19 protein-coding genes are annotated in these 13,433 nt (G+C 67.8%); 13 read left to right on the forward strand and 6 right to left on the reverse strand.

Annotated features, from left to right (window positions below; genetic code table 11):
* Positions 1-265: 265 nt before the first annotated feature.
* The 6 genes from rpsA (at position 266) to AC07M8_RS08105 (ending at position 4,957) form a co-directional block, all read left to right on the forward strand.
* Positions 266-1,984, forward strand: a complete 1,719-nt coding sequence (rpsA, locus tag AC07M8_RS08080; RefSeq protein WP_495173847.1) for a 30S ribosomal protein S1 — start codon at positions 266-268, stop codon at positions 1,982-1,984.
* Between the two features lie 134 nt (positions 1,985-2,118).
* Positions 2,119-2,397, forward strand: coding sequence for an integration host factor subunit beta (ihfB, locus tag AC07M8_RS08085; protein ID WP_267395025.1), 279 nt, complete (start codon positions 2,119-2,121; stop codon positions 2,395-2,397).
* Positions 2,398-2,526: 129 nt separating this feature from the next.
* Positions 2,527-2,700 carry a hypothetical protein gene (locus AC07M8_RS08090; RefSeq protein WP_495173848.1) on the forward strand — a complete coding sequence of 58 codons (174 nt, stop codon included), beginning with the start codon at positions 2,527-2,529 and terminating at the stop codon, positions 2,698-2,700.
* Between the two features lie 755 nt (positions 2,701-3,455).
* On the forward strand, positions 3,456-3,764 hold the full coding sequence (locus tag AC07M8_RS08095; RefSeq protein WP_495173849.1) for a glycine zipper 2TM domain-containing protein: 309 nt from the start codon (positions 3,456-3,458) through the stop codon (positions 3,762-3,764).
* A 90-nt stretch (positions 3,765-3,854) separates the two neighbouring features.
* Entirely contained in the window at positions 3,855-4,280 is a 426-nt protein-coding gene (locus tag AC07M8_RS08100; RefSeq protein WP_495173850.1) for an OsmC family protein, read from the forward strand.
* 140 nt (positions 4,281-4,420) lie between these two features.
* The gene (locus tag AC07M8_RS08105; protein ID WP_495173851.1) at positions 4,421-4,957 is read left to right on the forward strand and encodes a glycine zipper 2TM domain-containing protein; all 537 of its coding nucleotides are present in this window, start codon (positions 4,421-4,423) and stop codon (positions 4,955-4,957) included.
* Positions 4,958-5,135: 178 nt separating this feature from the next.
* On the opposite strand, the gene AC07M8_RS08110 is transcribed toward AC07M8_RS08105, so the two are convergent.
* Positions 5,136-5,357 carry a hypothetical protein gene (locus AC07M8_RS08110; RefSeq protein WP_267395031.1) on the reverse strand — a complete coding sequence of 74 codons (222 nt, stop codon included), beginning with the start codon at positions 5,355-5,357 and terminating at the stop codon, positions 5,136-5,138.
* Positions 5,358-5,415: 58 nt separating this feature from the next.
* On the opposite strand from AC07M8_RS08110, the gene AC07M8_RS08115 reads away from it, so the two are divergent.
* From AC07M8_RS08115 to AC07M8_RS08140, 6 genes are all read left to right on the forward strand, one after another.
* Entirely contained in the window at positions 5,416-6,198 is a 783-nt protein-coding gene (locus tag AC07M8_RS08115; RefSeq protein ID WP_495173852.1) for a hypothetical protein, read from the forward strand.
* Positions 6,199-6,318: 120 nt separating this feature from the next.
* The gene (gene crcB / locus AC07M8_RS08120) at positions 6,319-6,702 is read left to right on the forward strand and encodes a fluoride efflux transporter CrcB (RefSeq protein WP_495173853.1); all 384 of its coding nucleotides are present in this window, start codon (positions 6,319-6,321) and stop codon (positions 6,700-6,702) included.
* Entirely contained in the window at positions 6,699-7,808 is a 1,110-nt protein-coding gene (locus AC07M8_RS08125) for an RluA family pseudouridine synthase (RefSeq protein ID WP_267395034.1), read from the forward strand. Before crcB ends, AC07M8_RS08125 begins: the two co-directional genes overlap by 4 nt.
* Positions 7,809-7,818: 10 nt before the next feature.
* Positions 7,819-8,472, forward strand: a complete 654-nt coding sequence (locus AC07M8_RS08130) for an HAD-IA family hydrolase (RefSeq protein ID WP_495173854.1) — start codon at positions 7,819-7,821, stop codon at positions 8,470-8,472.
* Complete coding sequence (locus AC07M8_RS08135; RefSeq protein WP_495173855.1) at positions 8,469-8,702, forward strand: hypothetical protein; 234 nt, start codon at positions 8,469-8,471, stop codon at positions 8,700-8,702. The genes AC07M8_RS08130 and AC07M8_RS08135 overlap by 4 nt, the downstream gene beginning before the upstream one ends.
* Positions 8,699-9,379, forward strand: a complete 681-nt coding sequence (locus AC07M8_RS08140) for an ATP12 family chaperone protein (RefSeq protein ID WP_495173856.1) — start codon at positions 8,699-8,701, stop codon at positions 9,377-9,379. The genes AC07M8_RS08135 and AC07M8_RS08140 overlap by 4 nt, the downstream gene beginning before the upstream one ends.
* A gap of 115 nt (positions 9,380-9,494) precedes the next feature.
* On the opposite strand, the gene gmk is transcribed toward AC07M8_RS08140, so the two are convergent.
* From gmk to AC07M8_RS08165, 5 genes are all read right to left on the reverse strand, one after another.
* The gene (gmk, locus tag AC07M8_RS08145) at positions 9,495-10,145 is read right to left on the reverse strand and encodes a guanylate kinase (protein ID WP_267395038.1); all 651 of its coding nucleotides are present in this window, start codon (positions 10,143-10,145) and stop codon (positions 9,495-9,497) included.
* A gap of 196 nt (positions 10,146-10,341) precedes the next feature.
* A complete protein-coding gene (locus AC07M8_RS08150; protein ID WP_495173857.1) occupies positions 10,342-10,539 on the reverse strand; it encodes a hypothetical protein in 198 nt (65 codons plus the stop codon).
* Entirely contained in the window at positions 10,536-10,748 is a 213-nt protein-coding gene (locus AC07M8_RS08155) for a hypothetical protein (RefSeq protein WP_495173858.1), read from the reverse strand. The genes AC07M8_RS08150 and AC07M8_RS08155 overlap by 4 nt, the downstream gene beginning before the upstream one ends.
* A 64-nt stretch (positions 10,749-10,812) precedes the next feature.
* Positions 10,813-12,204 carry a class II fumarate hydratase gene (gene fumC / locus AC07M8_RS08160; RefSeq protein WP_495173859.1) on the reverse strand — a complete coding sequence of 464 codons (1,392 nt, stop codon included), beginning with the start codon at positions 12,202-12,204 and terminating at the stop codon, positions 10,813-10,815.
* Between the two features lie 60 nt (positions 12,205-12,264).
* Positions 12,265-12,750, reverse strand: coding sequence for an SspB family protein (locus AC07M8_RS08165; protein WP_267395042.1), 486 nt, complete (start codon positions 12,748-12,750; stop codon positions 12,265-12,267).
* 71 nt (positions 12,751-12,821) lie between these two features.
* Here AC07M8_RS08165 and hisB point away from each other — a divergent pair, with 71 nt between their 5' ends.
* Positions 12,822-13,409, forward strand: coding sequence for an imidazoleglycerol-phosphate dehydratase HisB (gene hisB / locus AC07M8_RS08170; protein WP_495173860.1), 588 nt, complete (start codon positions 12,822-12,824; stop codon positions 13,407-13,409).
* The last annotated feature ends 24 nt before the right edge of the window (positions 13,410-13,433 follow it).

Raw genomic sequence — 13,433 nt, forward strand, 5'->3', positions numbered from 1 at the left:
TGCCTCTTGCGCCCCCGCCGCGTCCACCTTGCCGTTACCCCCGTTTTCGGCTATGTCACCACCGTCCGGCGAGCAGGCGCTCGCGGAGGTAGGCGCGACTGGTTATCCTCTCGCGCCCTTTTCGCATCCAACGCGCATCGTATTCCTCCGCTGCCCTGAACGACGGATGCCGCGACCGGCACGGGGCCGCCGCGGCGTTTTCAGCCAAGACCATCGGAACCAACCGATTGGCCGGAAACGATTTTAACTAGGACACTCTAACCCTATGGCTACCCAGCCCACTCCTACCCGCGACGATTTCGCCGCCATGCTCGATGACATGTTCGGCGGTGCCGACAGCTTCGAAGGCCGCGTCGTCCATGGTACCGTCACCGCGATCGAGAACGACCTTGCCGTCATCGACGTCGGCCTCAAGTCGGAAGGCCGCGTGCCGCTCCGCGAGTTCGCCGCACCCGGCCAGAAGTCGGACCTCAAGGTCGGCGACGAAGTCGAGGTCTATGTCGACCGCGTCGAGAACGTCCACGGCGAAGCGATGCTCAGCCGCGACCGCGCCCGCCGCGAAGCCGCCTGGGACAAGCTCGAGCTCGAATTCTCCAAGTCGGCCCGCGTCGAAGGCGTTATCTTCGGCCGCGTCAAGGGCGGCTTCACCGTCGACCTGTCGGGCGCCGTCGCGTTCCTGCCGGGCTCGCAGGTCGATATCCGCCCCGTCCGCGACGTCACGCCGCTGATGGACATCCCGCAGCCCTTCCAGATCCTCAAGATGGACCGCAAGCGCGGCAACATCGTGGTGTCGCGTCGCGCCGTGCTCGAAGAGACCCGCGCCGAGCAGCGTTCGGGCCTGATCATGAGCCTGGCCGAGGGCCAGATCATCGACGGCGTCGTCAAGAACATCACCGATTACGGTGCGTTCGTTGACCTCGGCGGCATCGATGGCCTGCTCCACGTCACCGACCTGAGCTACAAGCGCGTCAACCACCCGTCCGAGATGATCAACATCGGCGACACGGTGAAGGTGCAGATCATCCGCATCAACAAGGACACGCAGCGCATCAGCCTCGGCATGAAGCAGCTCGAGTCCGACCCGTGGGATGGCGCATCCGCCAAGTATCCGGTCGGCGCCAAGCTTTCGGGCCGCGTCACCAACATCACCGAATATGGCGCGTTCGTCGAGCTGGAAGCAGGCATCGAAGGCCTGGTTCACGTCAGCGAGATGTCCTGGACCAAGAAGAACGTCCACCCGGGCAAGATCGTCTCCACCTCGCAGGAAGTGGACGTCGTGGTGCTCGAGGTCGACGAGGACAAGCGTCGCATCAGCCTCGGCCTCAAGCAGGCGCAGAACAATCCGTGGGAGGCGTTCGCCGCTTCGCATCCGATCGGTTCGACCGTCGAGGGCGAAGTCAAGAACGCCACCGAGTTCGGCCTGTTCATCGGCCTCGACAACGATGTCGACGGCATGGTCCACATGTCCGACATCGCTTGGGGCGTGTCGGGTGAGGATGCCCTCAACCTGCATCGCAAGGGCGAGACCGTCCAGGCGATCGTGCTCGACATCGACGCCGAGAAGGAGCGCATCAGCCTCGGCATGAAGCAGCTCGAGCGTGGCGGCCCGGCAGCCGGCGGCATTGCCGCAGCTGGCGACAAGCTGAACAAGAATGCGGTCGTCACCGTGACCGTGCTCGAAGTCCGCGACGCGGGCCTCGAGGTTCAGCAGGGCGACGATGGCGCGACCGGCTTCATCAAGCGCACGGATCTGGGTCGCGATCGCGACGAGCAGCGTCCGGAGCGTTTCCAGGTCGGCCAAAAGTTCGACGCGATGGTGACGGGCTTCGACCGCTCCAAGAAGCCGACCTTCTCGGTCAAGGCGATGCAGATCGCCGAAGAGAAGCAGGCCGTGGCGCAGTACGGTTCGTCCGACTCGGGCGCGACCCTCGGCAACATCCTGGGCGAGGCGCTCAAGGCCCGCTCGGACGCCGACAAGAAGTAAGCACTATTCGGGGCGTCTCGCGAGAGGCGCCCCGATTTTCCTCCATCGTGGAGGTAGATGCCAATTCGGACCTATACGGCGCGCCGTTAGGTCGCTATAAAGCCGGCATTGCACTTGAAGCCGGGGGGCTTGCGATGATCCGTTCCGAACTGATTTTGAAACTGTCCGAAACCAACCCCGATCTGTCGGCGCAGGAAGTGGAGACGATCGTCACCGCCTTCTTCGACGAGATCACCCGCCGCCTCGCCGCCAATGGCCGGGTCGAGCTGCGTGGCTTCGGCGCCTTTTCCACCCGTGCCCGCGATGCGCGCACCGGCCGCAACCCGCGCACCGGCGAGACGGTGGATGTCGACGCCAAGCGCGTCCCCTATTTCAAGCCCGGCAAGGAAATGCGCGCGCGCCTCAACGTTTGAGCTGGTGCGATCCGCACCGCGCAGGCATGATCGCGGCGTCGGCCTGAGAGGTCGCGCCCAATGCCGCCGCTGCTGCGTCATCTTCGATCAGCCATGCCGCGTTCAGCTGCCGCCGGTTAGGCGCCGGTGATGCGCACTCCTTGGGGCAAGCTCGGTCTTGCCGCGGTCATCCTGCTCGCCCCCGGGGGCTTCATCCTCGGCGCGACGCTCGCCGCCAACCACTATCGCAAACGCGCGGCGGCCGGTCGCGACGACGTGCCGGAGTCGCCACCGTCTGAGTCGCCCGAGCTGCCTGTCGCCTGAGCGACACGCCGGGCTGGTCGGTCGCACCGGCGTTAGCAGGCAAGGAGTGGTTCGCGGGCAAGCGCGGAGCGGACAATCCCTTGCTGCCCCGATAGCCGCCGCCCGCAGAAAACCGCCTCTGCGTCCTCCGCGCCTCTGCGCGACCCTAAGCTTGCCGACCCGGCAACGGCTGCGACGGCACACTGCTCCCCAATGTCACCTCAGCGAAGGCTGGGGTCTCCTACGGCTCCTGTTCTACCCTCACGGCTCAAGGTCCCAGCAAGCGCTGGACCGACGATGTCAGCCGATGAGAAGGCAGTTCGCGCAGAGGCGCAGAAGACGCAGAGAAGAAATATGAGCCTTCACCCGTCTGCCCCGACCGCGACCAGCTCGACGCAGGATACCTCTCCGCGTCCTCCGCGCCTCAGCGCGCCACCCTGATCGCGGCGGTAACGGCAGACGCTGCGACGGTGGCTTGTCTTCTCCTCATCCGTCGCCCCAGCGGAAGCTCGCGCGACTCCGTCCCTGCACCACGCCTGAGATCCCAGCCGTCGCTGGGATGACGGTGGTGGATGAGTCGTTTCCCTGCGGTGCAGCAGCCCATCCCGCGGAGTCCGATGCCAGCCTTATTCCAAAATGCGGCCAGCCGACCGATATAGTCCCACCAGCCGCACACCCGGATGGAACCTGAACGCGAGGTTGTTTCAGGTTCATGCAACCCCTGCCATCACCATCTCGTTTTGATGACATCGAGTTCGTGAAACGGGAGTGATTGTATGCGTAAATTGATGCTTGCCCTGGGCTGTTCCGCGATGGTGCTGCCGGTGACGATGATCGTGCCGGTCAGCGCCGCCGGCGCCCGCAACCACCATTATCGCGAGTGGCGCGACGATCGCGGCCGTGCCCGTTGCCGCAAGGCGGACGGTACAACCGGCCTGCTGGTCGGCGGTGTTGCCGGCGCGCTGCTCGGCCGCACCATCGATACCCGCGGCGATCGCACGGTGGGCACGCTCGGCGGCGCCGTCGCCGGTGGCCTGCTCGGCCGCGAGATCGACCGTGGCGGCAGCTCGCGCCGCTGCCGCTGAGCGTGAATTGACATGGCAAGGAGCGTCGCGAGGGATCGCGTCGCTCCTTGTTGCGTTCGCCTCCATTCAATCCAGGATGGAGAATGATCGATGGTGACCCGCAGCGCTTCGGCAACCTATGAAGGCCTCGGCAAGGACGGCAAGGGTCATGTCTCGACCCAGTCGGGCGTGCTCTCGAACAACCCTTATGGCTTCAACACCCGCTTCGAGAACGAACCCGGCACCAACCCCGAGGAGCTGATCGCCGCTGCCCATGCGAGCTGCTTCACCATGGCGCTGAGCTTCGCGCTCGCGGGCGCCGGCCATTCGGTCGGCACGCTCGAGACCAGCGCCAAGGTCACGCTCGACAAGGATGGCGACGGCTTCACCATCACCAAGTCGGCGCTGACCCTCAAGGGCCATGTCGAGGGCATCGACCAGGCCGAGTTCGAGCGCATCGCCGCCGAGGCCAAGGCCGGCTGCCCGGTGTCCAAGGTGCTCAACGCCGAGATCACGCTGGAGACGACCTTCGGCTGATCGGCATGGCGGAGGGGTGGATTGACTGCCCCTCCGTCGTCGGCGAACTCGCCCGCCAGGATGAACGGCTTGTTGTTTTCGGTTCACGCAACCGCGCCATCTCGCCACCCGTTCACGTCACATCCCAACAGGAGAGTGACATGCGGATCGCAATACTCACGGCGGCCTTGGCCGCCAGCGTCTTCGCCACCGTGCCGGTGACGGCGCAATATAACGGCGGTCGCGCCAACCAGGATTATCGTGACGACAGCCGCGGTGATGGCCGCGGCGACGATCGCGGTGATCGGCGCGGCGATGATCGTCGGGGCGATGGCCGCCGCAACGACAATCGTTTTGCCGGTGGCAACCGCGATTGGCGCCAGTATCGCAACTATGATTACAACCGCGTCGAGAATGGCCGCCGCGGCTATTTTGCCGACAATTACTATCGCGACGGCCGCTATTATCAGGAGCGCCGTCTCGGCCGCAACGATCGGATCTATCGTGGCTCCAACGGCCGCTATTACTGCCGCCGCAATGATGGCACCACTGGGCTGATCCTCGGCGGCGTCGCCGGCGGGCTGCTCGGCAACTCGCTGAGCTACGGCCGCTCGTCGACGCTGGCGACGCTGCTCGGCGCCGGTGGCGGCGCGCTGCTCGGCCAGTCGATCGACCGCGGCAACGTCCGCTGCCGCTGAGCGATAGGCTCGACCTGAAAGCTGACTGGAAAGGCCCTGGCGCAAGCTGGGGCCTTTTCGTTGACGAGCTTTACCTTCGGTCACCTCACCACCGTTCGTGCTGAACCTGTCGAAGCACGATGAGACGCATGCCCTCCGGCCAGCTCAGGGCGAACGGCGGAAAGGGTGGAACAGGGTTCTAGAAGATCCCGCCACCCAGCATCAGCCGTACCGCGAAGATCACGATCAGCACGAGGTTGAGGTTACGCCCGCCGTTGGACGATGACAGCGCCCCGACCGCGGCACCGACAATGCCGATCGGGATCACCAGCCAGTTCATCCAGCCGAGCAGCGGCACGAAGGCGACCAGCCCCAGCACCAGGGTGACCAGGCCGATCAGGATGGAGATGATGTTGAACATTGCCTAGATGTGGCGCCGACCGCGCCGGGCTGCAAGCATTGCGGTGTCGATCCCGTGCATGACAATCTTAACCCTGTTCTGCGATGATGCGCGGATGCACTGCTCTCGCCCCCCGCTCGTCTTGCTCGCTGCGCTGGCGGCAGGGCTGTCGCTCGCCGCCTGCTCGAAGCAGCCGACGCCGCAACAGGATCTCGACAGCCTCGACCAGGAGCTGACCGACGCGGCCAAGCCGGCCAATCAGGCCGATCCCGCCGTCACCGCGGCGCTGCGCGACCAGATCATGGTCGATCCCGCGCTCACCCAATCCGCCAACACCAATGTCATCCGCCCGCCGAGCCGCCCGGTTTCGGGTGCGGTGCCGCCCGACGGCATCGGCGCGCGACCCGACGGCGTCACCACCACCGATCTGCGCGCGGCACCGGCCGCCAAGGGCGACTGCCCCGCCTGCCGCAAGGCGCAGGGCGCGCTGACGCTCGGCGAACTCGCCAGCCGCCAGGCCGGTGGCGCCGCCTGCACCGCCAATCTCACCTATTCCGCGACCTGGGCCAACCGCCTGCCCGCGGGCGTGCCGCTCTATCCCGACGCCCGCGTCGCCGAAGCCGCAGGCGGCCCGGCCTGCGGGCTGCGCGTGGTCAGCTTCGCCAGCGCCGCGCCGGTCGGCCGCGTGCTCGACTGGTATTACACCCAGGTCACCAGGGCGGGCTATTCGGCCGATCACCAGGCCGACGGCACCCAGCACGTGCTCGGCGGCACCCGCGGCGACGCCGCTTACGTGCTCTACGTCACCCCGCGCAGCGGCGGCGGCAGCGACGTCGACCTGGTCGCCAACGCCGGGCACTGAGCGGGCGCGCTGCATCCGGCAGTGACCGGGCAGCGTTGCCGGCCAGCTTTGCCGGGCAGCGTCCCACACCCATCACCACAGGTGGTTCGCGCGGGCGGCAAAACGCGCTAGGGAGGTGACATGCCTCTTTTCCTCGTCATGACCGGCGGCGCCATCGGCTCCGGCGCGCGTTACCTCACCGGCCGCCTCGCGCTTGCGCTGTTCGGCCCGGCCTTTCCCTATGGCACGCTTGCCGTGAACCTCGTCGGTGGCCTGGCGATGGGCGTGCTCGTTGGCACGCTCGCGCGGGTTGCCGGTGGCGGCGAAGCGTGGCGGCTGTTCGTCGGCGTCGGCGTGCTCGGCGGCTTCACCACCTTTTCCTCCTTCTCGCTCGACGTCGTCACCCTCGCCGAGCGCGGCGCGCTCGCCACCGCGCTGGTCTACACGCTCGTCTCGGTGATCGGCGCGATCGTCGCGCTGTTCGCCGGCCTCACTCTCGCCCGCAGCATCGGCGTCGCGGCATGAGCGGCGGCGCGACGATCAGCGCCGGGGTGCGCGAGTTCACCGTCGGCTTCGACGACGACGACATCCGGCTGGACCGCTGGTTCAAGCGGCACCTGCCCGACACCAGCTTCACCACCGTCGCCAAATGGGCGCGCACCGGCCAGCTCCGCGTCGACGGCAGCCGCGCTGCGCCGGGCGACCGGATCAAGGCCGGCCAGATCCTGCGCGTGCCGCCCCCCGAGGCGCCGCGCCCCGAGGGCGAGAAGCCGCAGCGCGAGCGGGTGCCGCTGACCGACGAGCAGACCGAGTTCGTCCGCGAGATGGTGATCCACCAGGACGCCCAGGCGATCGTGCTCAACAAGCCGCCGGGCCTCGCCACCCAGGGCGGCACCAAGACGCATGAGCATGTCGACGGCCTGCTCGACGGGCTGCAGTTCGACAATGAGGGCCGCCCCAAGCTGGTCCACCGCCTCGACAAGGACACCTCGGGCGCGTTGCTCGTCGCGCGCACCAGCCGCGCCGCGGCGTTCTTCGCCAAGACCTTCTCCGGCCGCACCGCCAAGAAGGTCTATTGGGCGCTGATCGTCGACGTACCCTCGATCGAGGACGGCATGGTCGAGCTGCCGATCGCCAAGCAGCCGGGCACCGGCGGCGAAAAGATGCACATCGACGAGGAGAACGGCCAGGCCGCGCGCACCCGCTACCGCGTCATCGAGCGCGCCGGCAACCGCGCCGCCTGGGTCGAGCTGCAGCCCTTCACCGGCCGCACCCACCAGCTGCGCGTCCACATGGCCGCGATCGGCCATCCGATCGTCGGCGACGGCAAATATGGCGGCGCGGCGGCGTTTCTCACCGGCGGGATCAGCCGCAAGATGCACCTCCACGCGCGCCGCATCCGCGTCGATCATCCCGATGGCGGCGAGATCGACGTCCAGGCCGAGCTGCCGACGCATTTCGCCGAGAGCCTCAAGCAACTGGGCTTCGACGAGATGCTCGGCAACATGATGCCGCTCGACGAGAAGGCGCCGCCGAGCAAGGCCGAGAAGAAGCAGTTCGCCAAGCAGCACGCCAAGACGGTGCGCAAGGCGCGCAAGGGCGAGCGGCGCGGCCGCGGCAGCCGCGATTGAGCGCGGCGGCATGATCCGGCTCGCCGTGTTCGATTGCGACGGCACCCTGGTCGACAGCCAGGCCAACATCTGCCGCTCGATGGAGGAGGCCTTCACGGTCGCCGGTCTCGTCGCGCCGCCGCGCGCGGCGATCCGTCGCATCGTCGGGCTCAGCCTGGTCGAGGCGATCGCGGTGCTGCTGCCCGAGGCCGACACCGCGCAGCACCGGCGGATGGCGCAGGATTACAAGGACGCCTTCTTCCACCTGCGCACCACCGGCGAGATGGAGGAGGAGCCGTTGTTCGAGGGCATCGTCGAGGTGCTGACCACGCTCGTCGACGACGGCTGGCGGCTCGGCGTCGCCACCGGCAAGTCGGATCGCGGGCTCGCCCATATCCTCGCCCACCATGGCCTCGCCGACCGGTTCGTGACGCTGCAGACCGCCGATCGCCATCCATCCAAGCCCGATCCGGCGATGCTGCTCGCCGCGATCGCGGAGGCCGGCGCCACGCCCGGCGGCACGGCGATGATCGGCGACACCAGCTTCGACATGGCGATGGCCAAGGCCGCCGGTGCCCGCGCGGTCGGCGTCGCCTGGGGCTATCACACCGTCGGTGACCTCGCCGCGGCCGGCGCCGATGTCGTCGCCGATCGCGTGCCGGCGCTGCGGCACCTGCTCGCATGACCCGCCTCGCCACCGCGGCCGACCGGCTCGCTCGCCGCCGCTATTTCACGATGACCGCCACCCGTATCGCCGGCGCCGCGGGCGCGGTGTTCGGCGTGTTCCTCGCGTTCAAGAGCCATGGCCTGCCGGTCAAGATCCTCGGCATCGCCATCGTGCTCTCGGCGCTGCTGATGATCGCCACCGTGCCGCGCAGCCTCGCCCACCGCTGGCGGACGCCGCCGCAGCGATGAAGCGCTTCTGGACAGACGTCGGAATCGACGAGGCCCGGGTGGTGACGCTCGACGGTCGCCCGGTCCGCACTCCCGGCCGCGTACCGCTCGCGCTCCCCACCGCGGCACTGGCCGAGGCGGTCGCCGCCGAATGGCGCGCGGTGCCCGAGACAATCGACCCGCGCCGCATGCCGCTCACCGGCCTCGCCAATGCCGCGATCGACCGGATCGGCCCCGATCCCGCCAGCTTCGCCGCCGGGCTCGCGCGCTACGGCGAGAGCGACCTCTTGTGCTACCGCGCCGATGGCCCCGACGATCTGGTCGCCCGTCAGGCCGCCGCCTGGGATCCGCCGCTCGCCTGGGCGCGCGCGCGCTACGACGTCCATCTCGAGCTCGCCACCGGCATCATCCACCGTGCGCAGCCGGCCGCGACGATCCGCCGGCTCGGCGACGCGGTCGCCGCGCTCGACGCCTTCACCCTCGCCGGCCTGTCGCCGCTGGTGACGATCAGCGGCTCGCTGATCCTCGGCCTCGCGCTGGTCGACGGCGCGATGGAGCCCGCCGACATCTGGGCCGCCGCCAATCTCGACGAGGACTGGCAGGCCGAACGCTGGGGCAACGACCCGCTCGCCGCCGACGCGCGCGAGGCACGACGGCGCGATTTTGACGGGGCGGTGAGGTTCCTGGAGACGCTCTAGAGCTGCCGCCCACCTCACCGCTCGCCCTGAGCTTGTCGAAGGGCATGAGCCTCACCGTGCTTGAGACTCACCAAGCGTCGACAGGCTCAGCACCAGCGGGGGGAGAAGCAGCCCCTCAGCGCGTCAGCCGGCGGATGAAGCCGATCAGCCCGGTCTGGCGCGAGCGCTTGAGCCGCTCGGCGGCAAGGATCGTCTTCACCCCGGCGATACACTGGTCGACATCGTCGTTGACCAGCACGTAATCATAGCCGTCCCAGTGGCTTACCTCGTTGGCGGCGCGCGCCATGCGGGCGTCGATCACCTCCATCGTGTCGGTGTTGCGCCGCTCGAGCCGCGCGCGCAGTTCGGTCATCGACGGCGGAAAGATGAACACGCGGACGACGTCGCCACCGGCGATCTGGAACAGTTGCTGCGCGCCCTGCCAGTCGATGTCGAACAACACGTCCTTGCCGGCGGCGAGCATCGCCTCGACCTGCGCGCGCGGGGTGCCGTAGCGGTGGTTGAACACGTGCGCCCATTCGAGGAACTCGTCCTCCGCAACCATGCGGCGGAATTCCTCGAGATCGACGAAGTGATAGTCCTTGCCCTCGACCTCGCCGGGCCGCATCGGCCGCGTCGTCGCCGACACCGACATGCCGAGCTCGGGTTCGTCGGCGAGCAGCTTGCGCGCGATGGTCGACTTGCCTGCGCCGGACGGCGAGGACAGCACGAACAGAACGCCGCGGCGCTTGAGGCTGTGGGGATCGGGGTGAGCGGTGGCGTCCATGCGCGCTACTGGCGTGGCGGGCCCCCGGGCGTCAACCCCGCGCTGGGGCGGACTGTCCCGCCACGCGCCGCACCCGACCCACAACCGTCATTCCAGCAAACGCCGGGATCTTCCCAAGGCGCGCGATCCGCCCGCCCACGACGAGGCCCCCAGCGTTCGCTGCGGCGAGGGAATTTACCTGGCGACCAGCCTCGGCTCAGCCCCGCTGCGTCTCGCGATGCCGGTCATACGCCTTCTTCGCGACATAGCCGCCGCCGATCAGCAGCCCGAGCGGCCCCATCCGGCGCAGCGCCACCGCGGCGATCGTGCCCATCGCGGCGCCCTTGAGCCCGCCCGAGCCATCGCGGCGATCCATCTCGCGGCCGACCAGCGCACCGATGATCTTGCCGATCATGCCTCGGCCTCGCCGAATGCCGCATCCTTGAGCGCACCCGCGCCGCGCAGCACCGCCCAGCCGACCGCATAGGTCACCGCCAGCGGCAGCACGACCTTGAGCACGTTGGCGGTGATCGCGCCGACCACCGCGCCATCCGCCGCGCTGTCGTCGCCGGACAGGGAATCGACCGCGCCACCGATCAGCGCACCTATGGTTGTAGCACTCACGTCATGATCTCCTCTTCGCGGGGAAGAGCGTTTGGCGACCCGCCGGGTTCCCCGGCCGGCCCGATCAGCGGCCGATCATCGTCTCCGGCCGCACCACGCGGTCGAACGTCGCCTCGTCGACCAGACCCAGCTCGAGCCCCGCTTCCTTCAGTGTCTGGCCATGCGCATGGGCGTGCTTGGCGATCTTGGCGGCATTGTCATAGCCGATCTCGGGCGCGAGCGCGGTGACGAGCATCAGCGAGCGATCGACCAGCTCGGCGATCCGCTCGCGGTTGGCGGTCATCCCCTCGACCATCCGGTCCGCAAAGCTCTCCATGCCGATCGAAAGCAGGTCGATCGAGCGCAACACATTGGCGCCGATCAGCGGCTTGAACACGTTGAGCTCCATATGCCCCTGCAGCCCGCCGATCGTGATCGCGACGTGATTGCCCATCACCTGCGCCGAGACCATCGTCAGCATCTCGGCCTGGGTGGGATTGACCTTGCCGGGCATGATCGAGCTGCCGGGCTCGTTGGCGGGCAGGTCGAGCTCGCCGAGCCCCGAGCGCGGCCCCGAGCCGAGCAGCCGGATGTCGTTGGCGATCTTGGTCAGCGCCACCGCCAGCGTGTTGAGCCGCCCGGAGAAATCGACCAGCGTGTCATGGCTTGCCAGCGCCTCGAACTTGTTGGGCGCGGTCTCGAACGGCAGGCCGGTGAGCGCGGCCATCTCCGTCGCGAAATCCTCGGCAAAACCCGCCGGCGCGTTAAGCCCGGTGCCGACCGCGGTGCCGCCCTGCGCGAGCTTGCACAGGCCATGCTCGATCAGCGGCACCAGCCGCGTCCGCGCCAGCCGCACCTGCGCATAATAGCCCGAGAATTCCTGACCGAGCGTCAGCGGCGTCGCATCCTGCAGATGAGTGCGGCCGATCTTGACGATGTCGCCCCATGCCTCGACCTTGGCGAGCAGCGCCGCCTCGAGCTTTTCCATCGCCGGCACCAGCCGGTGGGTCGCGGCAAGCGCCGCGGCGACGTGCATCGCGGTCGGGAAGCTGTCGTTGGACGATTGGCTGCGGTTGACGTCATCATTGGGGTGGACCGGCACCTTGCCGCCGCGCGTGCCCGCGAGCATCTCGTTGGCGCGGCCGGCGATCACCTCATTGGCGTTCATGTTGGATTGGGTACCCGACCCCGTCTGCCAGATCACCAGCGGGAACTGGTCGTCGAGCGCGCCGCTCGCGACCTCCGCCGCCGCCGTCTCGATCGCCGCGGCCTTGTTGGCGTCGAGCCCATGGCGCCGGTTCACCCGCGCCGCCGCCTGCTTCACCAGCGCCAGCGCGTGGACGATCTCGATCGGCATCTGCTCGCGCGCGCCGAACGGGAAATTCTCGATCGATCGCTGGGTCTGCGCGCCCCAATAGGCTTGCGCGGGAACCTCGATCGGGCCGATCGAATCGGTTTCGGTACGGGTGTCGGTCATGGAGACACTACTAGCGCCGGCGATGGGAGTTCCAACGCCTGGCAGCTACCCGCCGCCCGGTCACTTCTTCCGCTTAAAATCCACGCTGACGACGTTGGAGCCATCCTCCACCGGCGTCACGGTCGGGCCGTCATTCTCGGCCTCGTCGTGCGGCTCGGGGCCGTCGTCGGGGCCTTCGGTCGCCTGAAAGCGCAACTCGAAGTTCACCGCGGGATCGTGGAAACCGGTGATCGCCGAATAAGGGATCACCAGCTTGCTCGGCACCTGGTTGAAGCTCAGCCCCACCGAGAACTTCCGCTCGTCCACCGTCAGGTCCCAATAGCGGTTCTGCAGGACGATCGTCATCTCGTCCGGAAACCGCTCGATCAGCCGCTTGGGGATGTCCACCCCGGGCGCCTGGGTCTTGAAGGTGATGTAGAAATGATGCTCGCCGGGCAGGCCGCCGCTCTCGGCAACGGTGTCGAGCACGCGGCCGACCACGGCACGCAGGGCTTCCTGGACGATTTCGTCATACGGAATAAGGCTATCGGGCAGGCCGTCGGTCATTCCCCTTGGGTAGCGGGGTTTGATGACCGGTCAAGATTGCATGACGCCCGATCACCGTTATGGAGCCTGACATGCGCACTTCGACGATCAACCGCTCCACCGCCGAGACCAGGATCGACGTCACTGTCAATCTCGATGGCACCGGCCTCTATGACGTGTCGACCGGAGTCGGCTTCTTCGATCACATGCTCGAGCAGCTGTCGCGCCATTCGCTGATCGATCTCCACGTCCGCACCGTCGGCGATCTCCACATCGACCAGCACCATACCGTGGAGGACACCGGCATCGCGATCGGCGAGGCGGTCGCCTGGGCGCTCGCCGACAAGCGCGGTATCCGCCGCTACGGCGACGCGCTGTCGCCGATGGACGAGACGCTCACCCGAGTCGCGCTCGATATCTCCGGCCGCCCCTGGCTGGTCTGGAAGACCGAATTCAGCCAGAAGCGCCTCGGCGAGATGGACACCGAGATGTTCGAGCATTTCTTCCACAGCTTCGCCCAGGCCGCCGGGATCACGCTGCACATCGAAACGCTCCACGGTAGCAACAACCACCATATCGCCGAAAGCGCCTTCAAGGGCCTTGCCCGCGCGCTGCGCATCGCGGTGGAGATCGATCCGCGCAAGGCCGATGCGATCCCCTCGACCAAGGGGATCTTGTGATCGCCTCCCCTGCCCCCTTTCCGT

This window comes from Sphingomonas sp. GW821-FHT09E03 (genome assembly GCF_059416225.1).